Origin of the sequence: Burkholderia sp. MSMB1588 (assembly GCF_001546925.1) — a bacterium.
In the GTDB taxonomy this organism is placed as follows: Bacteria; Pseudomonadota; Gammaproteobacteria; order Burkholderiales; family Burkholderiaceae; genus Burkholderia; species Burkholderia humptydooensis.
The window spans coordinates 78,217-103,113 of sequence record NZ_LNJS01000001.1 but is presented as its reverse complement, the minus strand read 5'-3'; the positions used below and the strand labels follow the sequence as shown (position 1 = coordinate 103,113).

Below are 24,897 nucleotides of genomic sequence, written 5' to 3'. Positions count from 1 at the left end.
ATGCACGTCCCCGAAACCGTGCTGCTCGCCGAGCCGCTGCCCGCCGCCAACGAGATCACGGCGGTCAGTTGGAATCTGCACAAGGGGCGCTCGCCGCTCGGCTTCACCGCGTGGGACGCGATGCGCAGTTGGGTGGAATCGACGCACGCGGACATCTATTTCCTGCAGGAAGCGATGGCGCGGCGCATGCCGCGCCCGGTGCTCGCGTCCCGCTTCGGCACGCCGATGGCGGAGCCCGTCGACGACATCTGGCACTGCCAGGCGACCGAGATCGCGCGCGCGCTCGACTGGCAGATCGCGCTCGGGCCAAACGTGTTCAAGCCGTCGTGGCGGCACGGCAACGCGATCCTTTCGCCGCACCCGCTCGATCTCGGCGGCCGCTGGGACATCTCCGCGCACCGCTTCGAGCGCCGCGGCCTGCTCGTCGCGCGCGCGACGCTCGCGGGCGGCGCGCCCGTGACGCTGCTGTGCGCGCACCTCGCGCTCACGCGCGCCGCGCGACTGCGGCAGATGCACTGGATCGCGCACTGGATCGTGCGCAACGCGAGCACGGGGCCGCTCGTGCTCGCGGGCGACTTCAACGACTGGCGCAACGATTCGATCCCGCTTTTCGGCGAGATCGGCCTGTCGGAAGTGGCGACGCTGCTCGGCGAGCCGGGCCGCACGTTTCCGGCGTTCTCGCCCGCGCTCGCGCTCGACAAGATGTTCGTGCGCGGGATGACGCCGCTCGAATGGCGTGCGCCCGGCGACGAGACCGCATGGCTGTCCGACCATCTGCCGTACATCGCGCGGCTGCGGCTGGACCCGCCGTGAGCGCGGCGGCGCGGCGCGCGCTACATTAACGGCTTGCCCCCGCCGCCGAGCCCGCGCCGCCATGAACCTGTTGCCGATCCTGCTGCAAATCGCCGCCGTCTACCTCGTCGCGCTCGTCACGCCGGGCCCGAACGTCTTCATGATCTCGCAGTTGTCGCTCTCGGGCCGCCGCGGCCTCGGCGCGGTGTCGGCGCTCGGCGTCGGCACCGCGTCGCTCACGTGGGCGACGCTCGCGATGCTCGGCCTCGCGGCCGTGCTGCACCAGCTCGCGTGGCTGTACGAGGCGATCCGGATCGGCGGCGCGATCTATCTCGTGTATTTCGGCCTCAAGCTGCTGCGCGCGAGCGCGCGGCGCGAGCCGGCGCCGGCGGCCGACCGCCCGGACGACGCCCGCGCCCCCCTGCCGCCGCCCGCGATGCGCGATTACCTGCGCGCGTACCGGACAGGGCTCTTCACGTGCCTGACCAACCCGAAATCGTGCGCGTTCTGGACGAGCGTGTTCGCGGCGATGATGCCCGCGCACGTGCCGCTGTGGTTCAACGGCGCGACGCTGCTGACGATCGGCGCGATGTCGGGCGGCTGGTATTGCAGCGTCGCATACCTGTTCGCGAACCCGCGCGCGCAGCGCGGCTACCGGCGCGTGCGGCGCCCGCTCGACGCGCTGTGCGGGGCGGCGCTCGTCGGCCTCGGCGCGAAGCTCGCGGCCGACCGATGACGGTCGTCGGCGCGCATTCGCTGCGCCAAATCCGCGCGCGCCGCGGGGGTCAAGCCCGCGCTTGCTCCAAGCAGGGTAAAATGGCAAGTTCCTCAATCGTCTTTTGATCGAGAAGGCGCGTGTCCGACGCGCCGGCCGGCCGATCCGTGATCGGGCCGACGCCCTCGGTTTGGGCCCGTTTTGGGGCCCGTTATACGCGTCAGTTTCCGAATCCATGAGCAAATTCGACACCGCTACCGTCCTGTCCGTCCACCACTGGACCGACACGCTGTTCAGCTTCACCTGCACCCGCGACCAAGGCCTGCGCTTCAACAACGGCGAGTTCACGATGGTCGGCCTGGAAGTCGACGGCAAGCCGCTCACGCGCGCCTACAGCATCGTGAGCCCGAACTACGAGGAGCATCTCGAATTCTTCAGCATCAAGGTGCAGAACGGGCCGCTCACGTCGCGGCTGCAGCACCTGAAGATCGGCGACCCGGTCCTGATCGGCAAGAAGCCGACGGGCACGCTCGTCGCCGACAACCTGCTGCCCGGCAAGACGCTGTGGCTGCTGTCGACGGGCACGGGCCTCGCGCCGTTCATGTCGATCATCCGCGATCCGGACATCTACGAGCGCTTCGACAAGGTGGTCCTCACGCACACGTGCCGCCTGAAGGGCGAGCTCGCGTACATGGACTACATCAAGCACGACCTGCCGGGCCACGAGTACCTTGGCGAGGTGATCCGCGAGAAGCTCGTCTACTACCCGACCGTCACGCGCGAAGAGTTCGAGAACGAAGGCCGGATCACCGATCTGATCGCGTCCGGCAAGCTGTTCGCGGACCTGGACGTGCCGCCGTTCTCGCCCGAGCACGACCGCGTGATGCTGTGCGGCAGCACCGCGATGCTGAAGGACACGACCGAGCTGCTGAAGAAGGCGGGCCTCGTCGAAGGCAAGAACAGCGCCCCTGGCCACTACGTGATCGAGCGCGCGTTCGTCGACTGACCCCGATTCTTAATCGACATCAAAAACCGGAGCCTCGCGCTCCGGTTTTTTTGTGCCAAATCCTGGCAACATGGTTACAAAATGTCATATTTGCATCTCAAAATAGTTACAAGTTCCCGTTGGCTTGCGGCATTTGTCTGTCGGTGTTTGTCCTACATCGGGAACATCCAGACGCGTGACAATCGCCTTCAAATGTCCGTCTGGTATGACCTTTTCTATATTTTCTGCGATATCATGCGCCGCTGTGAAAACGGTCCCACGCGCTGTTACAGTGCCAGACTAAATGTTACAAGATGTAAATAATGTTTCCGCGCCACGTGGCTGACGCCGCCCCGGCAAATCGCGCCGGTCGGCCATCGTTTCAGCAGGTGTCTGAACAGCTTTCTGAACAGAAAGGGAGAGTCATGGATACGCCGTCCGTTGCGCCGTCGATTGCAAGCGCCTCCGCTTCGTCGTCGGGCGACCTCGCCCGCGAGGTCGGCACTCCTTTCGTTTCCCGCTCCGCCCCGCCCGCGCCCGCCGCCGAGCGGCTCGGCGCGCGCGTCGCGCAGTTGTCCGCCGAGCTCGTCGCCGCCGACGAATCCGCGCGCCGCCATCTCGCGGGCGAACTCCACGACGGCCTCGGCGCCGATCTCACCGCCGCGCGCTTCGCGCTCGCGAACGTCGAAACGTGGCTGCCGGACGGCGCGCCCGACGCGTGCCGGCGCGCGCTCGCGCTCGCGCAGCAGGCGCTCGACGCCGCGACGGCCGCGAATCGCCGCCTGATCGACGGCCTGCGCACGCCCGCGCTCGAAGCCGGGCTCGTCGGCGCGCTCGCCGCCTGGATCGGCGCGCACGGCGCGCGCACCGGGCTGCGCACGAGCTTCGTCTGCGCGGCCGACGCGCGCGTCACGCAGTTGTCCGCCGACGGCGCGCTCGCCGTCTTCCGCGTCGCGCAGGAAGCACTTGCAAACGTTGCCAAGCATGCGCGCGCGTCGGCCGCCGACGTGCGGCTCGATGTCGACGACACGCACCTGACGCTCGTCGTCGCCGACGACGGCGTGGGCATCGCGGCCGCGCGCCGCCGCGGCGGCTACGGGCTCGGCAGCATGCGCGCGCGCTGCGAGGCGCTCGGCGGCACGCTCGAGCTCGCTTCGGCGCGCGCGGGCGGCACGGGCGCCGCGCTGCGCGCGCGCTTCGCATGGAGCGCGCTCGCCGCCGCGCGCGCGCCGGCCGCCGCGCGCAGGGTGCGCCAGGAGGCGAGATGAGCCTGCAGATCCTGCTCGTCGACGACCATGCGATCGTCCGCCAAGGCATCCGCCAGTTGCTGATCGACCGCGGCATCGCGCGCGAAGTCACGGAAGCCGATTGCGGCAGCGAAGCGCTCGCGATCGTCGAGAAAAGCGCGTTCGACGTGATCCTGCTCGACATCTCGCTGCCCGACATCAACGGCATCGAGGTGCTCAAGCGCCTGAAGCGCAGGCTGCCGCGCGCGCCGGTGCTGATGTTCTCGATGTACCGCGAGGATCAGTTCGCGGTGCGCGCGCTGAAGGCGGGCGCGGCCGGCTACCTGTCGAAGACCGTGAACGCCGCGCAGATGGTGTCGGCGATCAGCCAGGTCGCCGCGGGCCGCAAGTACGTGAGCCCGGCGATGGCCGAGGCGCTCGCCGAGTACGTGTCGTTCGAGAACGAGCCGCTGCCGCACGAGAAACTGTCCGACCGCGAGTACCAGACGCTTTGCATGATCGCCTCGGGCAAGCGGCTCACGGACATCGCGCACGCGCTGTCGCTGTCCGTGAAGACGGTCAGCGTCTATCGGACGCGCCTGCTCGAGAAAATGAAGCTGTCGAACAACGCGGAGCTCACGTTCTACGTGATGAGCAACCGCCTCGTCGACATGAACCCGGCGATCGGCGCGTAAACGTGTGACAAGACGGCGGCCCGGCCCCGGCCGCCGCATGCAAGCAATTGTTTTCATTGAGCGATTTTTTTGCTCCCCGCGTCACGATCGCGCATCGTCCGGCGCGGGCGAGCACGCCATATCCGCTAAAATGGCGGATTTTCCACTTGTCCGGCGCGCGCCCCGCGCCGCCCGGTAATCCCTCGCAATGTCTCTCTTCCGCAAGAAAAACGTCGACCGCATGATCGCCGGCGCGCACGCGGCCGGCCTCAAGAAAGCGCTCGGCGCGGTCGACCTCACCTTTCTCGGCATCGGCGCGATCATCGGCACCGGCATCTTCGTGCTGACCGGCACGGGCGCCGTGCAGGCCGGCCCCGCGCTGATGCTGTCGTTCGTGATCGCGGCGCTCGCGTGCGGCCTCGCCGCGCTGTCGTACGCCGAATTCGCGTCGACGATCCCCGTCGCCGGCTCGATCTACACGTATTCGTACGCAACCCTCGGCGAGCTCGTCGCGTGGATCATCGGCTGGGACCTGATGCTCGAGTACGGGCTCGCCGCGTCCGCGGTGTCGGTCGGCTGGTCCGGCTACCTGCAGTCGCTGCTGCAGGGCTTCGGCGTGTCGCTGCCGACGGCGCTCACCGCCGCGCCGGGCGCGCTGCCGGGCGTCGTCACGTATTTCAACCTGCCCGCGTTCGTCGTGATGCTCGTCATCACGACGCTGCTGTCGATCGGCATCCGCGAATCGACGCGCGTGAACAACATCATGGTGTTCATCAAGGTCGCCGTCGTGCTGCTCGTGATCGCGGTCGGCGTCTTCCACGTGACACCCGCGAACTGGAAGCCGTTCATGCCGCACGGCTGGAACGGCGTGTTCGGCGCGGCGGCCGTGATGTTCTTCGCGTTCATCGGCTTCGACGCAGTGTCGTCGGCCGCCGAGGAAGTGAAGAATCCGAAGCGCGATCTGCCGGTGGGCATCATCGCGTCGCTCGGCGTGTGCGCGTTCCTGTACGTCGCGGTCGCGGCGATCGCGACGGGCATCGTGCCGTGGGCGCAGTACGCGAACGTCTCGCACCCGATCTCGTACGCGCTGCAGGTCGCGGGCGAGAAGTGGGTCGCGGGCTTCATCGATCTCGGCGCCGTCATCGGCATGCTGACCGTGATCCTCGTGATGAGCTACGGCCAGACCCGGATCATCTTCGCGATGTCGCGCGACGGCCTGCTGCCCGCCGCGCTGTCGCGCGTGCACCCGCGCTTCGCGACGCCGTTCCTGACGACCTGGCTCGTCGGCCTGTTCTTCGGCCTGATCGCCGCGCTGATCCCGCTCAACGTGCTCGCCGAGCTGATCAACATCGGCACACTCGCCGCGTTCTCGATGGTGTCGATCGCGGTGCTCGTGCTGCGCCGCACGCACCCGGATCTGCCCCGCGCGTTCCGCTGCCCGGGCGTGCCGCTCGTGCCGATCCTCGCGGTCGCCGCGTGCCTGTTCCTGATGCTGAACCTGCAGCCCGTCACGTGGATCGCGTTCCTGACGTGGCTCGTGCTCGGCCTCTTCGTGTACTTCGCCTACTCGCGCAGCCGCTCGAAGCTCGCGCGGCGCTGACGCGCCGCCGGCTCGCGCACGCGCGTTCCGCCCGAAACGCTCCCGGCTTCCGGGAGCGTTTTTTTGCGCGCGAAAGCCCTCCTGCACGCTTTCGTCGGACGCGCCATAATCGCGCCATCGAGCGGCCGGCTCTCCCGCCGGCCGGAAAGCTGCAGGGGCGAATCATGGAAAGCGTGGATCTCGAGGTACTGCGAACGAGCGCACGCTGGCTCGGCGAGGGCCGTCGCGCGCTGCTCGTCACGGTCGTGCGGACCTGGGGTTCGTCGCCGCGCCCCGAGGGCGCGATGCTCGCGGTGCGCGACGACGGGCTCGTCGTCGGTTCGGTGTCGGGCGGCTGCATCGAGGACGATCTGATCGCGCGCGTGCAGGCGTCGGGCGTCGCGAGCTGGACGCGGCCCGAAGCGGTCAAGTACGGCGTGACGGCCGAGGAGGCGCATCGCTTCGGCCTGCCGTGCGGCGGCACGATCGAGCTCGTGCTCGAGCCGCTCGCGCCGGCGAGCGGCATCGCCGCGCTGTGCGACGCGGTCGAGCACGGCCGGCTCGTCACGCGCACGCTCGAGCTCGCGACGGGCGAGGCGACGCTCGCGAGCGCGATCGCGACCGACGGGCTGCATTTCGACGGCGCGCGCCTCGTGACGGTCCACGGGCCGCGCTATCGAATGCTCGTGATCGGCGCGGGGCAACTGTCGCGCTACCTGTGCCAGATCGCGGCGGGGCTCGATTATCAGGTGACGGTCTGCGATCCGCGCGACGAGTACACGGATGCGTGGGACGTGCCGGGCACGCGCGTCGTGCGGACGATGCCCGACGACACCGTGCTCGACATGCAGCTCGACCGCCGCTCGGCGGTGATCGCGTTGACGCACGATCCGAAGCTCGACGATCTCGCGCTGATGGAGGCACTGAAGACGCCGGCGTTCTACGTCGGCGCGCTCGGCTCGCGGCGCAACAGCCAGGCGCGGCGCGAGCGGCTGCGCGAATTCGATCTGAGCGCGGCGGAGCTCGCGCGGCTGCACGGGCCGGCGGGCATCTACATCGGCAGCCGGACGCCGCCGGAGATCGCGGTGTCGATCCTCGCCGAGGTGACGGCGGCGAAGAACGGCGTGTCGCTGCCGACGATCCTGCAGGTCGAAGGGGCGAAGGCGGCGCGGGAAATCGGGGCGAGCAGCGGCGTGGCTTGCGGGATTTAGTGCGGCGGCCGCGCCCCGATCGAATGCTCGCCGTCGCCGCCGCGACGCTCAGCGACCGCGCGCCCCGCCCAGCGCGGGCCGCGCGACGCCCGTCGTCCCGCGCATCAGCAATCTCGGCGCGGAAGTCGTCCGCACGCGCGCCGTGGCCGGCAGCGCGCCTTCGCCCTCGCCGCCCGCCTCGCGCAACGCGTTGAGCAGCTCGACCGCCAGGTCCGCCGCTTCGCCGATCGGAATCGCGACGGTCGTGAGCGCCGGCCGCACGTCGTTCGCCAGATGAATGTTCGTGATCCCGACGATCGACAGATCGTCCGGCACCCGCATGCCGCGCTCGGCCGCCGCGTGCATCGCGCCGATCGCGGGCAGGTCGTTCGTCGCGAAGAGCGCGCTCAGATGCGGCTTCGCGTCGAGCAGCCGGCGCGCCGCGTGCACGCCGCCGTCGATCGTGTCCGGCTCGCACGCGACGGCCGCGACATCGAGCCCATGCTCGCGCATCGCGCCGGCGAAGCCGTCGAACCGCGCCGCGTGCACGCCGGTCTCCGAGCGGCCGCCGACGATCACGCCGACGTCGCGATGCCCGAGCTCGATCAGATGCTGCGCCGCGAGCCGTCCCGCGAGCCGGAAATCGACGGCGACGCACGGCAGCGCTTGCGGCGGCGCGTCGGGGCGCTCCCACATGCAGAGCACGACGGGCACGCCGCGCCGCTGCGTGTCGAGCAGGTCCGGCAGATGCAGATTCGCGTTCGTCACGAGAATGCCTTCGGAAATCGTCCCGGCGATCTGGTCGAGATACGCACGCCCTTCGGGCGGGTTGTCGTTCGTATTGCAGACGATCAGGAACTGCCCGTTGCGCCGCACCGCCTTCTCGACCGCGAGCGCGAACTCCGGATAGAACGGATTCGCGATGCTCGACACCATCAGCGCGACCGTCGGCGCGCGCCCTTCGGCAAGCGCGCGAGCGGCGAGGTGCGGCCGATAGCCGAGCGCGCGCACCGCGTCCAGCACACGCGCCCGCGTATCGGCGCCGACGCGCCCGCGATTGCGCAGCACGTTCGATACGGTTGCGGCCGTCACCCCCGCGCGCCGCGCGACTTCGTTCAGCGTTGCCATCCCGTCTCTCACTATATGAGAAGCTGATTCAATATTTGATTCACCGATTTTTCCGGCGCACCATCGTCGCACATCGAGTCGCCCGCGATACGGGCACGATACGGGCGCGACGCCACCGCGATCGCACGCGTTATACGCAGTCGTTTTTCGAGCCCGATGATTAAGCGCTTAATCATACTCGATGCATCAGAACATGGAGTGGAGACAATGGCGAGCATTTCATTGAGGCGCGTGCGCAAAGCCTATGGTGACGGCGCGCCCGTCATCCGCGACGTCGATCTGGAGATCGGCGCGCACGAGTTCTGCGTCTTTCTCGGTCCGTCCGGCTGCGGCAAGTCGACCTTGCTGCGGATGATCGCCGGGCTCGAAGACCCGAGCGACGGCGAGCTGCTGATCGACGGACGGCGCGTCGACGACGTCCCCGCCGCCGAGCGCGGCGTCGCGATGGTGTTCCAGAGCTACGCGCTGTTTCCGCACATGACGGTCTACGAAAACATGGCGTTCGGCCTGAAGCTCGCGCGCACGCCGAAGCCCGTGATCGACAGGAAAGTGCGCGACGCCGCGCGCATCCTGCAGCTCGACGCGCTGCTCGAGCGCAAGCCGAAAGCGTTGTCGGGCGGCCAGCGGCAGCGCGTCGCGATCGGCCGCGCGATCGTGCGCGAGCCGGGCGTGTTTCTGTTCGACGAGCCGCTCTCCAACCTCGATGCGACGCTGCGCGTGCAGACCCGCATCGAGATCGCGCGCCTGCACGCGCAGTTCGCGAACGCGAGCGTCGTCTACGTGACGCACGACCAGACCGAGGCGATGACGCTCGCCGACAAGATCGTGCTGCTGCACGCGGGCGCCGACACCGCGCGCGCCGGCAGCATCGCGCAGGTCGGCACGCCGCTCGAGCTGTATCACCAGCCGAACAGCCGGTTCGTCGCGGGCTTCATCGGCTCGCCGCGGATGAACTTCCTGCCGGCCGTCGTCGCCGGCCGCGACACCCATCGCACAACCGTCACGCTCGCCACCGGCGAAGCGCTGACGCTGCCGCGAGGCGACGCCGCGCTGCGCGTCGGCGATGCGGTGACGCTCGGCATCCGCCCCGAGCATCTCGCGCTCGCCGACGCCCAGGCGAGCGCGACGCTCACACGCGACGTCGCACTCGTCGAGCACCTCGGCGAGCTGAGCTACGTGCATCTCGACGAGCCGGGCGGCGCGACGCTCGTCGCAAAGGTGCCGGGCGACGCGCGGATGCGCGCGGGCGATCGCGTGCGGCTGCAGGCGAGCGCCGCCGCCTGCCATCTCTTCACCGAAGACGGCCGCGCGGTGCCAGCGTGCGCCGACGTTCCCCACTACGCATAAGGACCCGGCATGCGCATCGGCGTTTGTTACTACCCGGAACACTGGCCCGAATCGATGTGGGCGGAAGATGCCCGCCGGATGAAGGCGCTCGGCATCGAGCAGGTGCGGATCGGCGAGTTCGCGTGGAGCCGCATCGAGCCCGAGCCCGGCGAATACGACTGGGGCTGGCTCGATCGCGCGATCGACGTGCTCGGCGCGGCGGGGCTCGACGTCGTGATGTGCACGCCGACCGCGACGCCGCCGAAATGGCTGATCGACCGCCATCCCGACATCCTCGCGATCGGCGCCGACGGCCGGCCGCGCGCGTTCGGCTCGCGCCGCCACTACGATTTCTCGTCGCCGGCGTACTACGAAGCCTCGCAGCGGATCTGCACGGCGGTCGCCGGGCGCTACGGCCGGCATCCGGCCGTGCGCCACTGGCAGACCGACAACGAGATGGGCTGCCACCACACGGTCGTCAGCTACTCGAGCGCCGCGCTCGCGCGCTTTCGCGACTGGCTGAAGGCGCGCTACGGGACCGTCGACGCGCTGAACCGCGCGTGGGGCACGGTGTTCTGGAGCATGGAGTATCGGCGCTTCGACGAGATCGACGCGCCGGTCGGCACCGTGACCGAAGCGCATCCTTCGCATCGCCTCGACTATCGCCGCTTCGCGTCGGACGAACTCGCGCGCTATCACCGGATGCAGGTCGACGCGATCCGCGCGCACTCGCCCGGGCGCGGCGTCACGCACAACTTCATGCAGCTCTTCACCGAGTTCGATCACTACGCGGTCGCGCGCGATCTCGATTTCGCCGCATGGGACAGCTACCCGCTCGGCGCGCTCGAAGAGCAATGGTTCGCGCCGGAGCTGAAGGCGCGCTGGCTGCGCACGGGCCATCCGGATTTCGCATCGTTCAACCACGACCTCTATCGCGGGATGTCGAAAGCGCCGTTCTGGGTGATGGAGCAGCAGCCCGGCCCCGTCAACTGGGCGCAATGGAATCCGGCGCCGCTGCCCGGCATGGTGCGCCTCTGGAGCTGGGAAGCGTTCGCGCACGGCGCGGGCTGCGTGTCGTACTTCCGCTGGCGGCAAGCGCCGTTCGCGCAGGAGCAGATGCACGCCGGGCTGAACACGCCGGACGACGTGCTCGACGTCGGCGGGCATGAAGCCGCGCTCGTCGCGCAGGAGATCGCCGCGCTGCGCGACGCCGCCGGCGCGCAGGCCGACGCGGCCGTGCGCGCGCCGGTCGCGCTGATCTACGACTACGAAGCGAAGTGGCTGTTCGAAGTGCATCCGCAGGGCGCGGACTTCCACTACCCGCGCTTCGCGTTCGAATACTACTCGGCGCTGCGCGCGCTCGGCTTCGACGTCGACGTGATCCCGGCCGACGCGCCGCTCGACGGCTATCGGCTGATCGTCGTGCCGCCGCTGCCCGTCGTGCCCGATGACTTCGCCGCCCGGCTCTCGGCGTCGAGCGCGCACGTCGTGCTCGGCCCGCGCACCGGCTCGAAGACGCGAGACCTGCAGATCCCGCCGACGCTGCCGCCCGGCCCGCTCGCCTCGATCGTGCCGATCCGCGTGTGGCGCGCCGAGTCGCTGCGGCCGAATGTCGCCGAACGCGTCGAAGGCGCGCTCGGCGACGGCACCGCATTCTCGGGCGCCGCGCGTCACTGGCGCGATCTCGTCGAGCTGCGCGACGCCGCGCGCGGCGACGTGCGCGCCCGCTTCGCCGACGGCCATCCGGCGTGCGTCGCGCACGGCCGGCTGCACTATTGGGCCGCCCTCTTCGACGAAGGAACGACCGCGCGGCTCCTCGCCGACGTCGCCGCCGAGGCGGGGCTCGCGCCCGTGCCGCTTGGCGACAGCGTCCGCGTAAGCCGCCGCGGCGGCATCACGTACGTCTTCAACTACGGCAACGCGCCGTACACGATCGACGCGATCCCGCCGTCGGACTTCGTGCTCGGCGCGGCACGGGTCGAGCCGCGCGGCGTCGCGGCCTATCGCGGCTGACGGAGCCGGCCGTACCGGCGCCCGCGCGGCGCCGCTCACCCACACCCACATCGGAGACATACATGGACCATCGCCCCATCCGCTTCGTCGCCGGGCTCGCGGCGGCCGCCGCCGTCGCGGCCGCGTCGTTCGGCGCCGCATCGCCCGCCCGCGCGGGCACGCTCGCGGTCAACATCGCGTTCAAGGGCGCGAGCCAGCGCGCGGTATGGCAGTCGACATTCGACGCGTTCCACAAGGCGCACCCGGACATCGACGTGAAAGCGACCTTCGTGGACGAAGAAGCGTACAAGGTGCAGTTGCCCGCGTGGCTCACGACAGTCGCGCCCGACATCGTCAACTGGCACGCGGGCGAGCGGATGGCGTACTACGCGCGGCGCGGCCTGTTCGAGGACCTGAGCGCCGACTGGGCGAAGAACGGCTGGAACGCGATGTACGCGTCGACGCGAGACGCGTCGTCGTACAACGGCAAGCAGTACGCCGCGCCGACCGTCTACTACTCATGGGGCCTTTTCTACCGGAAGGACCTGCTGCGCAAGGTCGGCGTGGCCGACGAGCCGAAGACCTGGGATCAATTTCTCGCCGCATGCAAGAAGCTGAAGGCGGCGGGAATCACGCCGATCGCGATCGGCGGCCGCGACGCGTGGACGCTCGCCGGCTGGTTCGACTATCTCGATCTGCGGATCAACGGCAACGCGTTCCACCAGCGGCTCATGGCGGGCGACGTGCCGTACACCGACCCGCGCGTGAAGAAGGTCTACACGGCGTGGAAGACGCTGATCGACGCCGGCTACTTCATCGACAACGCGCTGTCCTACGATCTCGACGGCGCGCAGCCGTTCCTGTTCCAGGGCAAGGCTGCGATGATGCTGATGGGCACGTTCATCGCGGCGGGTTTTCCGCAGAACGTGAAGCCGCAAATGGGCTACTTCCAGTTTCCGATCATCGATGCGTCGGTGCCGACCGCCGAGGACGGTCCGGTCGAGTCGCTGCACATCCCGGCGAAGGCGAAGAACAAGGCCGACGCGCGCACGTTCCTCGCGTTCGTCGAGACGCCGGAGATCGGCGCGAAGCTCGCGCAGGGGCTCGGCTCGCTGTCGGCGAACAGCAAGTCGCCGGAACCCGACGATCCGATCTCGCGCATCGGCTTCCGGATTCTCTCGGACACGAAGGGCGGCGTCGCGCAGTTCTACGATCGCGACATGACAAAGGAGATGGCCGACGAAGGAATGAAGGGCATGCAGCAGTTCATGGCCAGTCCCGCGCAACTCGACGCCGTGCTCGCGCAGCTCGAGCAGACCCGCAAGCGAATCTACAAGAAGTAAGCCGGCGGCGGCCGCGCGCCGCCGCCTTCCTTCCGGTTCAGGAGTTCGCCGTGACCCGTTCGACCATGCCTCGCCGAGTCGACGCCCGCCCCGCCGCGCGATCGCGCCGGGACGCCGGGCCTCGCGCGCCCGTCGCGCCAATCGCATCCGCCGTGCCGGCCATGCCGGCCGCGCGCCGGCCGTCGCGCACCGCGCGCGGGCAGCGGCGCGCCGCGTGGCTCTTTCTCGCCCCCGCCTGCGCGATGGTCGCCGTCTACGTGATCTGGCCGATCCTGTCGACGATGTGGCTGAGCCTCTACAACTGGGACGGCATGACGGCGCGCACCTTCGTCGGTGTCGCGAACTACGTCGAGCTGCTGCACGCGCCGACGTTCTACACCGCGCTGAAGAACAACGTGATCTGGCTCGCGCTCTTCATGCTCGCGCCGCCGCTCGGCCTCGCGTTCGCGCTGTACCTGAACCAGGCGGTCGGCGGCATCCGGCTCGTCAAATCGCTTTGCTTCGCGCCGTTCGTGCTGTCGGGCGTCGTCGTCGGGCTGATCTTCTCGTGGTTCTACGATCCGACCTTCGGCCTGCTCGCGCTTGTCGTCGGACACGGCGTGCCCGTGCTCGGCGACGCGCGCTATGCGACGTTCGGCATCGTGCTCGCCGCACTGTGGCCGCAGACCGCGTACTGCATGATCCTCTACCTGACCGGCCTCACGGCGCTCAACGCCGAGCAGATCGAGGCCGCGCGGATGGAGGGCGCGCGCGGCTTCACGCTGTTCTGGCACGTCGTGCTGCCGCAACTGCGGCCGACGACCTTCATGGCGCTCGTCGTCACCGTGATCGGCGCGCTGCGCAGCTTCGACCTGATCTCGGTGATGACGGGCGGCGGCCCGTTCGAGAGCTCGACGGTGCTCGCGTATTACATGTACGACCAGGCGATCAAGTATTACCGCCTCGGCTATTCCGCATCGATCGCCGTCGTGCTGTTCGCGATCATGCTCGTCTACATCGTCTTCCAACTGCGCCGCATGCTGCGCAACGAACAGTGAGGTGCCGCCATGTTTCCGATGCCGGTCCAGCAATGGAAGCCCGTCTCGCGCAATCTGTACAGGCTGTCGCTGCCCGTCGCACTCGTCGTCTGGCTGCTGCCGATGATCGCGGTGCTCATCACGTCGGTCCGCTCGACCGAGGAGCTCCAGGAAGGCCGCTACTGGGGCTGGCCGAAGCGCTTCTCGATGATCGAGAACTACCGCGACGCGCTGACGGGCTCGCCGATGCTCCATTACTTCTGGAACAGCGTGCAGATCACGGTGCCTTCGGTGCTCGGCTCGATCGCGCTCGCGGCAATGGCGGGCCACGCGCTCGCGACCTATCGCTTTCGCGGCAACACCGCGCTGTTCGGCACGTTCGTCGCGGGCAACTTCGTGCCGGTGCAGGTGCTGATGATCCCCGTGCGCGATCTGTCGCTGCGGCTCGGCGTGTTCAACACGGTCGAGGCGCTGATCCTGTTCCATGTCGCATTCCAGACGGGCTTCTGCACGCTGTTCCTGCGCAACTTCATCAAGCAGTTGCCGTTCGAGCTGATCGAGGCCGCGCGCGTCGAGGGCGCGGGCGAATGGACCGTGTTTCGCCGCATCGTGCTGCCGCTCATCCGGCCCGCGCTCGCCGCGCTCGCGATCCTCGTCTTCACGTTCGTCTGGAACGACTATTTCTGGGCGCTGTGCCTCACGCAGGGCGACGAGGCGGCGCCGATCACGGCGGGCGTCGCGGCGCTGAAGGGGCAATGGACGACGTCGTGGAATCTCGTGTCGGCGGGCTCGATCCTCGCCGCGCTGCCGTCGGTCGCGATGTTCTTCGCGATGCAGAGGAATTTCGTCGCGGGAATCACGTTCGGCGCAACGAAGGGGTGAGTTGCGCGATCCGCGCGTCGGGGCGCTCGGGGCGCCGCAAAGCGCGCGTCGCGCGCGTCGCCCGGAAAGCGGCGGCCGGCGGCGCGCGCGTCAGGACAAGCCCGCCACCAGCGCCGCGGCCACCGAGCCGGCGACGAGCACGACGCCGACCGTGCGCCGCTTGTTGAGCTCGGTCCAGAGCAGCACGCCCGTCAGCGACAGCAGCACCATCGATCCCGCGATCGTATCCATCAGCAGCACCCAGAACAGGTTCATGCCGACGCCGCGATGCAGGTTGTTGAGCGTCGTGAGGAACGCGTTGTCGGTGCGCTTCACCGACACGTAGCCGTTCCCTTTCCAGTATTCGACCTGCACGTTGCTGCGCGGCCCGAAGAGGCCGAACTGCCAGTGCTCGGGCTGCTCGACGCGCCGGCCGCCCCACGCGACGGGCTGCGCGGGGTCCTTGCGGACGCGGCCGAGCCGGCCGTCGAACGCGAGCTGGCGCCGGACCCACGCGGCCATCGCGTGAGGCGTCGCGGGCGCGGGCGACGGCAGCGCGAGCTGGAGCTGGCTGACCTGCGGCTCGCCGGACGAGATCTTGAGCGGCGGCGCGCGGTGATTGAGGAGCACGCCCGTCACGCCGAACAGCAGGCCGAGCACCGCGCCCCACAGGCCGACCCAGCCGTGCACCTTGCGCAGCCATTTGATGAACGTCGCGCGCCGCGAGCGGCGGCGGCGGTCGGCCAGCGCGGATTCGTCGAGCTTGCGCGGCGAGCCCGGATACGGCACCACGACGCCGGAGTGTTTTTCGATCGATTCGGGCGCGTTCACGCTTCGGCTTCCATTCGCACAAAATATCGGGCGGCGCGCAACCGAGTCGCGCGCCGCCCGCATCAATTAAATGAGAATGGATATCATTACATAAAATGGCGACGGACTCAATGTCGCCGGATGGGGGTTCGCCGAACAGCAAGGTTCCGAGGCGGAGCCGTCGGGCCATTCGTCGATCGTTCGACTTGTCGATCCGGTGATGCGGCGATCCATCGATCCCCCGTTCCTCGCCTCACCGCCCCCAAGTCCCGCGAAGCGACCGGTCGGCGTCACGCGCGCCGAGCCCGAAACGCCCGCCACACGCGGGACACCTCGCGCCCACGCTCGACGTCCGGCGCCAAGGCACTCACCGCTTCGGCAGCGGCGGAAAAACCGGCAGCGCGCCGCCGCCATCGCCGCTGTCGCCCGCGCCGCTTTCGAGCGCGTACAGCCACGCGAGCAGTTCCGCGACCGCACGATACAGTTGCGGCGGAATCCGCGCGTCGAGGTCGACCTGCATCAGCAGCGACACCATCTCCGGCGCGGTGTGCACGTACAGTCCGGCATCGCGCGCGCGCTCGATGATCCGCTCGGCGACGAGCCCGTAGCCCTTCGCCACGACGCGCGGCGCGGTGTCGCCGCCCTTCGCGTCGTACGCGAGCACCGCGGCGCGCTTGCGCTGCGGCCCGCTCATCGCGCGAGCTCCCAGTCGTCGCCGGCCCCGACCTGCGACGGCGGCTCACGACGCCCGGCGCCCGACGCGCCGGCCATCCCCGCCGCCCCGGCTTCGCCACCCGCCGCCGCGCGCGCATACGCGGAGGCGGCCGCCCGCGCGGCCGCCGTGTCGAAGCCGTCCGGCGCGCCGTCGATCGCGCGGATCGACAGGCCGCTCACCTGCAGCCCGAGCGCCTGCAAACGCGCGCGCAGCGCCTCGCCGTGCGGCGCGAGCCGCGCCGCGCCCGCCTCGCTCGCGCGCAGCCGTGCGGCAAGCTGCTCGCCGTTCAGCACGAGCTCCGCGTCGACCGTGCCGAGCAACGGCAGCGCGAGCGTGAGGCGCGTGCGCCAGCCGCGCGCATCCGGGAAATCCGCGTCGGACGCGGGCCGCTCGCGGCCTTGCTGCTCGTCCGGCTCGATCGTCCAGTCGAGCCGCGCGCCCGGCCACGCCTCGCCGATCCAGCGAAACTGATCGGTCGCGAGCAGATCGAGCTGCTGGCGCACGATCGGCAGCGTCGCCGCATGCAGCGAGGCCGCGACCGGCGCCGACGCGTCGACGCTCGCCGCCGGCATGCCGGGCCGCGCGAGCGCCGCCTGCGCGGCCGGCGCGCCGACGGGCTTGCCGTTGGCGTCGGCGAGCACCGCATACGCATCGACGGAACGCGCGAGCGCCGCCGCGTTCGCCGGCGCGCGGCCGGACGCCGCCGCGCCTTCGTCCGCGCCGCCCCCCGGCGGTGCCAGCGCGCGCGCGCCCGCCTGCGCGGGCGCATCGCGGCCGCCCTCCGGCAGCGGCAGACGCGCGGCGAGCAGATCGGCGAGCGCATCGTCGAGTGCATCGCCCGCTTGGCCGGCCAGCGCGCCCGGCGGAGCGCCGCTTGCGAGCCGCGCCTGCGGCTCGCGCGCGAGCTCGGCCGTCGTGCGCTGGCCGGCGAGCCATTGGGCGAGGTGGGACTCGTAGAAAAGGCCGCTCTGAGCAACAGCCTGCGCGAGCGCGAGGCTCAGCGCGGCGGCGGGCGACGCCGCCAAAGCTGCCTGCGCGCCTGGCGCGCCCGCCTCCGCCGCGGAAGGCGCAGGATTGCCGGCGCGGGCGTCGGGCGTGACGAGCAGCGGATCGAGCAGCGCCGCCCGCACGGAGGAAGCGGCAAAAGCGGCGGAAGCAGCGGGCGCCGCGGGCAGCAGCGGCGCGGCGCCGACGACGGCGGGCGTCGCGCCGCCGCCGTAGCGGGAAATCGCGTCGAGCGTGAGTCCGACCTCGGACAGCGCGGCCTGCGCGGACGCAGGCGGCGGCCCGCCCGCACCCGGCTGCGGCGGTGTCGCGGCCGCGGGCGGCGTGCCGGACGTGCCGACCTGCGCCGCCGCCGCGCCGCCCGCCGAGGGCTGGATCGCGTCGAGAAGGCTGTCGATGCGGCTCGCCAGGATGGCGGCGGCAGCGGTGTCGATACCGGTCATCGTGAATCCTGACGCGCGCCGAATGAAATCCGGGCCATCCGCGGCAACGAACGCGCGCCGTTCGTCCGCGCGAGCCGGCGCGCCAGAAGGCGGCGGCGCGCCCTGCCCTTTAGCCGCGCGCCCGGTACAGATCCTTGAGCGTCGAGCGGCCCGCGTGGAAGAACGCGGACAGCCGCGCGACCTCGGGGCTCGCGAGATTGCGGATCGCGGCGTCGTCGGCGAGGATGCGGCGGATCAGCTCGAACTTGCGGGTGCGCTCGGCTTCGTCGAGCAGGACGCCCCGCTCGGCCTCCTTCAGCCCGTCGACGAGCCGCAGATATTCGTCCTGAAGCCCGCCCATCGCGTGCCATGCCGCATCGCGAGCCGCGACGAGCATCCGCCCGGACACGTCGGCGATCGCTTCGTAACGGGCAAAGTATTCGTCGTTCCGATTCATCGCGACTGTTCCGTTGCCGCTTGCGCGCTCATCCTGGCCACTTCCGGGCCGATGCCCGTCCACGCGTCCTCGAGCGTCGCGAGCAGGCCATCGGCTTCGATCAGCATCGGCTCGCTCGCATCGGCGTTCGCCTGCAGCAGACGCCGGCAGACATACGCGTAGAGCGCGTCGAGGCGCGATGCGATGTCGCCGCCGGCTTCCAGATTCAGCGACTGCTGCAGACCGCTCTCGACGATGCGGATCGCCTTGCCGATCGCCTCGCCGCGCGCGGCGACGTTGCCCTGCTGCAAATGCAGCCGCGCATGCGCGATCGCCTGGCGCGCGCCCTGATACAGCATCGCAATGAGCCGGTGGGGAGACGCGCCCATCACCCCGGTTTCGACGCCGACGCGCGCATAGGCACTAGCTCCCGCGTGGCCTGGGGTAAACATGGCGTTGCTCCTCTTTGGTGCATTCGATTCGATACCACCGCTCCGTGCGCGGCACGGCGCGGGCTTGTATCGACGTTATCGGTAAGGAAGCCCGAAAGCTTTAGCGAAATGACGCAGCGCCGGCAGGCGCCGTCAGACGGACATCTGCATGATCTCGTTGTAGGCGCTCACTAACTTGTTGCGCACCTGGAGCCCGAACTGAAAGCCGATGTTGGCCTTCTGCATGTCGACCATCACGTCGTTGAGCGACACGTTCTGCGCGCCGATCTCGAACGCGTGCGCCTCGCCGAGCGCCTTTTGCTGATCGCCGCTGATCTTGTCGAGCGAGGCCTTCATCGCGCTCGCGAACGAGCCGGCCGTCGCCGCGCCGGAGCCGGCGAGCGCCGTGGCCGGGCCTGCCGCGCCGCCCGCGGCCTGCGCGGCCATCGCCTGCATCTGTTGCAGCGCCGAAGCGATGCCGTTGACGGGGGCAACCATGTGATCTCCGCAAAAGAAGCCGGGCCGCGCGGGCCCGGCGGGGGGAACTCCGGCTTCCCGCGAGCGTGGCGAGAGCCGGATTGCGAAAAAGCATAGCAGCCGCGCCACGGCGAAAGCCGCAGAAGTACGGCCGAAACCCGGCTCTATTCGTCCGATCGCGCTTGGCCGCGCTGCGGATAATCGCACCGTGTCAATGTCCGCCTGCTCCGCCGAGCCGGCATTCAGCCCGCAGTGGAGATACTCGACGCATGGACTCGCAGGCCAACTCGCTGATCAACCCCGACGCCCGTTCGAGCCTCGCGGGCGCGCCGCCGCAAGCCGCGGCCGCGGCGGGCGCGCTGCCCGGCGCAGCGGCGGGCGGCGCGGATTTCGGCCTGGGCGGCTTCGCCGAACGCATCCCGGGCCTCGCGCGGATGAGGACCAATCCGCGGCTGCCGCTCCTGATCGGCGCGGCGCTCGCCATCGCCGCGATCGTCGCGATCGTGCTGTGGAGCCGCGCGCCCGACTATCGCGTGCTGTACAGCAACCTGTCCGACCGCGACGGCGGCGCGATCATCACCGCGCTCCAGCAGGCAAACGTTCCCTATAAGTTCGCCGACGCGGGCGGCGCGATCCTCGTGCCCGCGAACCAGGTGCACGAGACGCGCCTGAAGCTCGCCGCGATGGGGCTGCCCAAGGGCGGCTCGGTCGGCTTCGAGCTGATGGACAACCAGAAATTCGGCATCAGCCAGTTCGCCGAGCAGGTCAACTACCAGCGCGCGCTCGAGGGCGAGCTGCAGCGCACGGTCGAATCGATCAACGCGGTGCGCGCCGCGCGCGTGCATCTCGCGATCCCGAAGCCGTCGGTGTTCGTGCGCGACCGCGAGGCGCCGTCGGCGTCGGTGCTCGTCGATCTGTACCCGGGCCGCGTGCTCGACGAAGGGCAGGTGCTCGCCGTCACGCGGATGGTGTCGTCGAGCGTGCCCGACATGCCCGCGAAGAACGTGACGATCGTCGACCAGGACGGCAACCTGCTCACGCAGACCGCGTCCGCCACCGGCCTCGACGCGAGCCAGCTCAAGTACGTGCAGCAGATCGAGCGCAACACGCAAAAGCGCATCGACGCGATCCTCGCGCCGATCTTCGGCGCCGGCAACGCGCGCGCACAGGTGAGCGCCGACGTCGACTTCTCGAAGATCGAGCAGACCTCGGAGAGCTACGGGCCGAACGGCACGCCGCAGCAGAGCGCGATCCGCAGCCAGCAGACGAGCACCGCGACCGAGCTCGCGCAAAGCGGCGCGTCGGGCGTGCCGGGCGCGCTGTCGAACACGCCGCCGCAGCCCGCATCCGCGCCGATCGTCGCGAGCAACGGCCAGCCGGCCGGCCCGGCCGCGACGCCCGTCAGCGACCGCAAGGATTCGACGACGAACTACGAGCTCGACAAGACCGTGCGCCACGTCGAGCAATCGATGGGCACGATCAAGCGGCTGTCGGTCGCGGTCGTCGTCAACTATCAGCCGGCCGCCGACGCGAAGGGCCGCGTGACGATGCAGCCGCTCGCCGCGGACAAGCTCGCGCAGGTCCAGCAGCTCGTGAAGGACGCGATGGGCTACGACGAGAAGCGCGGCGATTCGGTCAACGTCGTCAACAGCGCGTTCTCGGCCGCGGCCGACCCGTTCGCGAACCTGCCGTGGTGGCGCCAGCCCGACATGATCGAGCTCGGCAAGGACATCGCGAAGTGGCTGGGCGTCGCCGCGGCGGCGGCCGCGCTGTACTTCATGTTCGTGCGCCCGGCGCTGCGCCGCGCGTTTCCGCCGCCCGCCCAGCCCGTGGCGGCGGCCGTGCCGGCGCTCGACGGCCCGGACGACGCACTCGCGCTCGACGGCCTGCCGAGCCCCGACAAGAAGCAGCTTGTCGAGGAGGACGAAGAGCATCCGGCCCTGCTCGCCTTCGAAAGCGAGAAGAACCGCTACGAACGCAACCTGGACTACGCGCGCACGATCGCGCGCCAGGACCCGAAGATCGTCGCAACCGTCGTGAAGAACTGGGTGTCCGATGAACGCTGAAGGCTTGACCAAGAGCGCGCTCCTGCTGATGTCGATCGGCGAGGAAGAGGCCGCGCAGGTATTCAAATTCCTCGCGCCGCGCGAAGTGCAGAAGATCGGCGCCGCGATGGCCGCGCTGAAGAACGTCACGCGCGAGCAGGTCGAGGACGTGCTCAACGATTTCGTTCAGGAAGCCGAAAAGCACACCGCGCTGTCGCTCGATTCGAGCGAGTACATCCGCTCGGTGCTGACGAAGGCGCTCGGCGAGGACAAAGCGGGCGTGCTGATCGACCGGATCCTGCAAGGCAGCGACACGAGCGGGATCGAAGGGCTCAAGTGGATGGATTCGGCGGCCGTGGCCGAGCTCATCAAGAACGAGCATCCGCAGATCATCGCGACGATTCTCGTGCACCTCGACCGCGACCAGGCGTCCGAGATCGCGTCGTGCTTCACCGAGCGGCTGCGCAACGACGTGCTGCTGCGGATCGCGACGCTCGACGGCATTCAGCCGACCGCGCTGCGCGAGCTCGACGACGTGCTGACGGGCCTCCTGTCCGGCAGCGACAACCTGAAGCGCGCGCCGATGGGCGGCATCCGCACCGCGGCCGAGATCCTGAACTTCATGACGAGCGTGCACGAAGAGGCGGTGCTCGAAAACGTCAAGCAATACGATCCCGATCTCGCGCAGAAGATCATCGACCAGATGTTCGTGTTCGAGAACCTGCTCGACCTCGAGGACCGCGCGATCCAGTTGCTGCTGAAGGAAGTCGAATCGGAGGCGCTGATCGTCGCGCTGAAGGGCGCGCCGCCCGCGCTGCGGCAGAAGTTCCTGTCGAACATGTCGCAGCGCGCGGCCGAGCTGCTCGCCGAGGATCTCGACGCGCGCGGCCCGGTGCGCGTGTCCGAAGTCGAGACGCAGCAGCGCAAGATCCTGCAGGTGGTGCGCAACCTCGCCGAGAGCGGCCAGATCGTGATCGGCGGCAAGGCGGAAGACGCGTATGTCTGATCGCGCGAGCGTGCCGGGCAAGCCCGTCACCGCGTACCAGCGGTGGGAGATGGCTTCGTTCGATCCCCCGCCGCCGCCTCCGCCCGACGACGGCGGCGCGGCGGCGGCGGCGGCGCTCGCCGCCGAACTGCAGCGCGTGCGCGACGCCGCGCACGCGGAAGGACTCGCCGCCGGCCATGTCGAAGGCCAGGCGCTCGGCTATCAGGCCGGCTACGAACAAGGGCGCGCGAAGGGCTTCGACGAAGGCCAGGTCGAAGCGCGCGCGCACGGCGCGCAGCTCGCCGCGCTCGCCGCGTCGTTTCGCGACGCGCTCGCGGGCGTCGAGCGCGATCTCGCCGACGACATCGCGACGCTCGCGCTCGAGATCGCGCAGCAGGTCGTGCGCCAGCACGTGCAGCACGATCCGGCCGCGCTGATCGCGGCCGCGCGCGAGGTGCTCGCCTCGGAGCCCGCGCTCGCCGGCGCGCCGCATCTGATCGTGAATCCCGCGGATCTGCCCGTCGTCGAGGCGTATCTGAAGGACGAGCTCGACACGCTCGGCTGGAGCGTGCGCACCGACGCTGGCGTCGAGCGCGGCGGCTGCCGCGCGCACGCGTCGACGGGCGAAATCGACGCGACGCTCACGACCCGCTGGGAGCGGGTCGCGGCCGCGCTCGGCAAGGTGAGCGCATGGTGAACGACGCCTGCGGCGACGCGCTCCGCCGCGACGAACTCGACGCGCTCGAGCGCGAGCTCGCGCTCGCGTCGCGCGGCCCCGAGCACGAAGACGCGGCCGCGCGCGACGGCGGCTTCGGCGGCCATCACCACGCGCCCCCGCGCCCGCTCGCGACGGGCACGCCGAGCCCGCGCGCGGCGCTCGCGAATCCGCATCTCGCGCACTGGCGCACGCATCTCGACGGCATCCGCGAGCGCAACGCGCGCGCGCTGCCGCTGCGCCCGTGCGGACGCCTCACTCGCGCGGCGGGCCTCGTGCTCGAAGCGATCGGGCTGCGGCTGTCGGTCGGCGCCGAGTGCACGATCGAGCTGCCCGCGGGCAGCGCGCTGCCGTATGCGCAAGCCGAGGTCGTCGGCTTCGCGGGCGAGCGCCTGTTCCTGATGCCGACCACCGCGGTCGCGGGCGTGCTGCCCGGCGCGCGTGTCTGGCCGCTCGAAAGCGCGCCCGTGGCCGATCCGCTCGCGGGCGCGAAGCGCCTGCCCGTCGGCTGGGAGATGCTCGGGCGCGTCGTCGACGCGTCGGGCCGCCCGCTCGACAATCTCGGGCCGCTCGCGTCGAAGGTCGACGCGCCGCTCACCGCGCCTTCGATCAACCCGCTCGATCGCGAGCCGATCCATCACGTGCTCGACGTCGGCGTGCGCGCGATCAACGGGCTGCTGACCGTCGGCCGCGGCCAGCGGATGGGCCTCTTCGCGGGCTCGGGCGTCGGCAAGTCGGTGCTGCTCGGCACGATGGCGCGCTACACGAGCGCCGAGGTGATCGTGATCGGCCTGATCGGCGAGCGGGGCCGGGAAGTGAAGGAATTCATCGAGCAGATCCTCGGCGAGGACGGGCTCGCGCGCTCCGTCGTCGTCGCGGCGCCCGCCGACGTGTCGCCGCTGTTGCGGATGCAGGGCGCCGCATACGCGACGACGCTCGCCGAATACTTCCGCGATCAGGGCAAGCACGTGCTGCTGCTGATGGATTCGCTCACGCGCTACGCGATGGCGCAGCGCGAGATCGCGCTCGCGATCGGCGAGCCGCCCGCGACGAAAGGCTATCCGCCGTCGGTGTTCGCGAAGCTGCCAGCGCTCGTCGAGCGCACCGGCAACGGCCCCGAAGGCGGCGGCTCGATCACCGCGTTCTACACGGTGCTCACCGAAGGCGACGACCAGCAGGACCCGATCGCCGATTCCGCGCGCGCGATTCTCGACGGCCACATCGTGCTGTCGCGCTCGCTCGCGGAAGCCGGCCACTACCCGGCCATCGACATCGAAGCGTCGATCAGCCGCGCGATGACCGCGCTGATCGACGACGCGCACCTCGAGCGCGTGCGCCAGTTCAAGCAGATGCTGTCGCGCTACCAGCGCAATCGCGATCTGATCGCGGTGGGCGCATATGCGCCGGGGCGCGACGCGCAGCTCGACCGCGCAATCGCGCTGTACCCGCGCATCGAATCGTTCCTGCAGCAGGGCTTTCGCGAATGCGCGCCATACGCGCCGAGCCTCGCCGCGCTCGATGCGCTGTTCGAATCCGAAGGAGGCTGATCGTCATGGCCCAAACGTTTCCGCTCCAGCTCCTGCTCGACCGCGCGCAGGACGAACTCGACGCCGCGACGAAGCAGCTCGGGCGCGCGCAGCGCGAGCGCACCGACGCGCAGGCGCAGCTCGACGCGCTCGTGCGCTATCGCGACGAGTATCGCGTGCGCTTCGCCGAGTCCGCGCAATCGGGGATGCCCGCCGGCAACTGGCGCAACTTCCAGGCGTTCCTCGACACGCTCGACGCGGCGATCGAGCAGCAGCGGCGCGTGCTCGCCGCCGCGCAGACGCGCATCGACACGGCGCGCCCCGAGTGGCAGGCGAAAAAGCGCACGCTCGGCTCGTACGAGATCCTGCAGGCGCGCGGCGCGCGCCAGGAAGCGCAACGCGCCGCGAAGCGCGAGCAGCGCGACGCCGACGAGCATGCGGCCAAGGCGCTGCGCATGCGCGCGGACGCGGCGAAGTAAGCGCCCTCCATCGAACCCGAACAC

Annotated in this window: 24 protein-coding genes; 17 read left to right on the top strand and 7 right to left on the bottom strand. The window is 70.0% G+C overall.

The window, feature by feature from the left end; genetic code table 11:
• The 7 genes from WS92_RS12205 (at position 1) to WS92_RS12175 (ending at position 7,182) form a co-directional block, all read left to right on the top strand.
• Positions 1-813, top strand: coding sequence for an endonuclease/exonuclease/phosphatase family protein (locus WS92_RS12205; protein ID WP_009911022.1), 813 nt, complete (start codon positions 1-3; stop codon positions 811-813).
• 61 nt (positions 814-874) lie between these two features.
• Positions 875-1,528 (top strand): LysE family translocator, encoded by a 654-nt coding sequence (locus tag WS92_RS12200; RefSeq protein ID WP_059930605.1) that lies wholly within the window; start codon positions 875-877, stop codon positions 1,526-1,528.
• 214 nt (positions 1,529-1,742) lie between these two features.
• On the top strand, positions 1,743-2,513 hold the full coding sequence (locus WS92_RS12195; protein WP_006024186.1) for a ferredoxin--NADP reductase: 771 nt from the start codon (positions 1,743-1,745) through the stop codon (positions 2,511-2,513).
• Between the two features lie 404 nt (positions 2,514-2,917).
• Positions 2,918-3,760, top strand: a complete 843-nt coding sequence (locus tag WS92_RS12190; RefSeq protein WP_059930607.1) for a sensor histidine kinase — start codon at positions 2,918-2,920, stop codon at positions 3,758-3,760.
• On the top strand, positions 3,757-4,413 hold the full coding sequence (gene rqpR / locus WS92_RS12185; RefSeq protein WP_059930673.1) for a response regulator transcription factor RqpR: 657 nt from the start codon (positions 3,757-3,759) through the stop codon (positions 4,411-4,413). The genes WS92_RS12190 and rqpR overlap by 4 nt, the downstream gene beginning before the upstream one ends.
• Before the next feature lie 187 nt (positions 4,414-4,600).
• Positions 4,601-5,992 carry a branched-chain amino acid transporter BcaP gene (locus WS92_RS12180; RefSeq protein WP_006024183.1) on the top strand — a complete coding sequence of 464 codons (1,392 nt, stop codon included), beginning with the start codon at positions 4,601-4,603 and terminating at the stop codon, positions 5,990-5,992.
• Positions 5,993-6,156: 164 nt separating this feature from the next.
• Positions 6,157-7,182: an XdhC family protein gene (locus tag WS92_RS12175; RefSeq protein ID WP_059930608.1), complete on the top strand. Its 1,026-nt coding sequence runs from the start codon at positions 6,157-6,159 to the stop codon at positions 7,180-7,182.
• A gap of 48 nt (positions 7,183-7,230) precedes the next feature.
• Here the strand turns inward: WS92_RS12175 and WS92_RS12170 are convergent, their stop codons facing one another.
• A complete protein-coding gene (locus WS92_RS12170) occupies positions 7,231-8,289 on the bottom strand; it encodes a LacI family DNA-binding transcriptional regulator (RefSeq protein WP_059930610.1) in 1,059 nt (352 codons plus the stop codon).
• A 207-nt stretch (positions 8,290-8,496) separates the two neighbouring features.
• Here WS92_RS12170 and ugpC point away from each other — a divergent pair, with 207 nt between their 5' ends.
• From ugpC to WS92_RS12145, 5 genes are all read left to right on the top strand, one after another.
• Complete coding sequence (gene ugpC / locus WS92_RS12165) at positions 8,497-9,636, top strand: ABC transporter ATP-binding protein (RefSeq protein ID WP_059930613.1); 1,140 nt, start codon at positions 8,497-8,499, stop codon at positions 9,634-9,636.
• A 9-nt stretch (positions 9,637-9,645) separates the two neighbouring features.
• Positions 9,646-11,628 carry a beta-galactosidase gene (locus WS92_RS12160; RefSeq protein WP_059930614.1) on the top strand — a complete coding sequence of 661 codons (1,983 nt, stop codon included), beginning with the start codon at positions 9,646-9,648 and terminating at the stop codon, positions 11,626-11,628.
• A 62-nt stretch (positions 11,629-11,690) separates the two neighbouring features.
• On the top strand, positions 11,691-12,950 hold the full coding sequence (locus WS92_RS12155) for an ABC transporter substrate-binding protein (protein WP_059930616.1): 1,260 nt from the start codon (positions 11,691-11,693) through the stop codon (positions 12,948-12,950).
• A 161-nt stretch (positions 12,951-13,111) separates the two neighbouring features.
• Complete coding sequence (locus WS92_RS12150; RefSeq protein WP_141668096.1) at positions 13,112-13,987, top strand: carbohydrate ABC transporter permease; 876 nt, start codon at positions 13,112-13,114, stop codon at positions 13,985-13,987.
• Between the two features lie 9 nt (positions 13,988-13,996).
• Entirely contained in the window at positions 13,997-14,848 is an 852-nt protein-coding gene (locus WS92_RS12145; protein ID WP_015601769.1) for a carbohydrate ABC transporter permease, read from the top strand.
• A 90-nt stretch (positions 14,849-14,938) separates the two neighbouring features.
• Here WS92_RS12145 and WS92_RS12140 read toward each other — a convergent pair whose 3' ends face one another.
• From WS92_RS12140 to fliE, 6 genes are all read right to left on the bottom strand, one after another.
• Positions 14,939-15,658: a PepSY-associated TM helix domain-containing protein gene (locus WS92_RS12140; RefSeq protein ID WP_059930618.1), complete on the bottom strand. Its 720-nt coding sequence runs from the start codon at positions 15,656-15,658 to the stop codon at positions 14,939-14,941.
• Between the two features lie 346 nt (positions 15,659-16,004).
• Positions 16,005-16,331, bottom strand: coding sequence for an EscU/YscU/HrcU family type III secretion system export apparatus switch protein (locus WS92_RS12135; protein ID WP_006024174.1), 327 nt, complete (start codon positions 16,329-16,331; stop codon positions 16,005-16,007).
• Positions 16,328-17,800: a flagellar hook-length control protein FliK gene (locus WS92_RS12130; protein WP_059930620.1), complete on the bottom strand. Its 1,473-nt coding sequence runs from the start codon at positions 17,798-17,800 to the stop codon at positions 16,328-16,330. Before WS92_RS12130 ends, WS92_RS12135 begins: the two co-directional genes overlap by 4 nt.
• 109 nt (positions 17,801-17,909) lie before the next feature.
• Complete coding sequence (locus WS92_RS12125) at positions 17,910-18,236, bottom strand: flagellar protein FliT (RefSeq protein WP_006024172.1); 327 nt, start codon at positions 18,234-18,236, stop codon at positions 17,910-17,912.
• Positions 18,233-18,667, bottom strand: coding sequence for a flagellar export chaperone FliS (gene fliS / locus WS92_RS12120; protein WP_009911010.1), 435 nt, complete (start codon positions 18,665-18,667; stop codon positions 18,233-18,235). Before fliS ends, WS92_RS12125 begins: the two co-directional genes overlap by 4 nt.
• A 132-nt stretch (positions 18,668-18,799) precedes the next feature.
• Complete coding sequence (gene fliE, locus WS92_RS12115; protein WP_015600580.1) at positions 18,800-19,144, bottom strand: flagellar hook-basal body complex protein FliE; 345 nt, start codon at positions 19,142-19,144, stop codon at positions 18,800-18,802.
• 248 nt (positions 19,145-19,392) lie between these two features.
• Here fliE and fliF point away from each other — a divergent pair, with 248 nt between their 5' ends.
• Genes fliF through fliJ form a run of 5 tightly spaced genes read left to right on the top strand, consistent with a single transcriptional unit; the run spans position 19,393 to position 24,873 of the window.
• On the top strand, positions 19,393-21,189 hold the full coding sequence (fliF, locus tag WS92_RS12110; protein WP_006024169.1) for a flagellar basal-body MS-ring/collar protein FliF: 1,797 nt from the start codon (positions 19,393-19,395) through the stop codon (positions 21,187-21,189).
• Entirely contained in the window at positions 21,179-22,174 is a 996-nt protein-coding gene (fliG, locus tag WS92_RS12105) for a flagellar motor switch protein FliG (RefSeq protein WP_009911003.1), read from the top strand. The genes fliF and fliG overlap by 11 nt, the downstream gene beginning before the upstream one ends.
• Positions 22,167-22,850 (top strand): flagellar assembly protein FliH, encoded by a 684-nt coding sequence (gene fliH / locus WS92_RS12100; RefSeq protein ID WP_015601037.1) that lies wholly within the window; start codon positions 22,167-22,169, stop codon positions 22,848-22,850. Before fliG ends, fliH begins: the two co-directional genes overlap by 8 nt.
• Positions 22,844-24,415 carry a flagellar protein export ATPase FliI gene (gene fliI, locus WS92_RS12095; RefSeq protein ID WP_059930622.1) on the top strand — a complete coding sequence of 524 codons (1,572 nt, stop codon included), beginning with the start codon at positions 22,844-22,846 and terminating at the stop codon, positions 24,413-24,415. Before fliH ends, fliI begins: the two co-directional genes overlap by 7 nt.
• Positions 24,416-24,420: 5 nt before the next feature.
• Complete coding sequence (gene fliJ / locus WS92_RS12090; RefSeq protein ID WP_059930624.1) at positions 24,421-24,873, top strand: flagellar export protein FliJ; 453 nt, start codon at positions 24,421-24,423, stop codon at positions 24,871-24,873.
• Positions 24,874-24,897 lie beyond the last annotated feature (24 nt).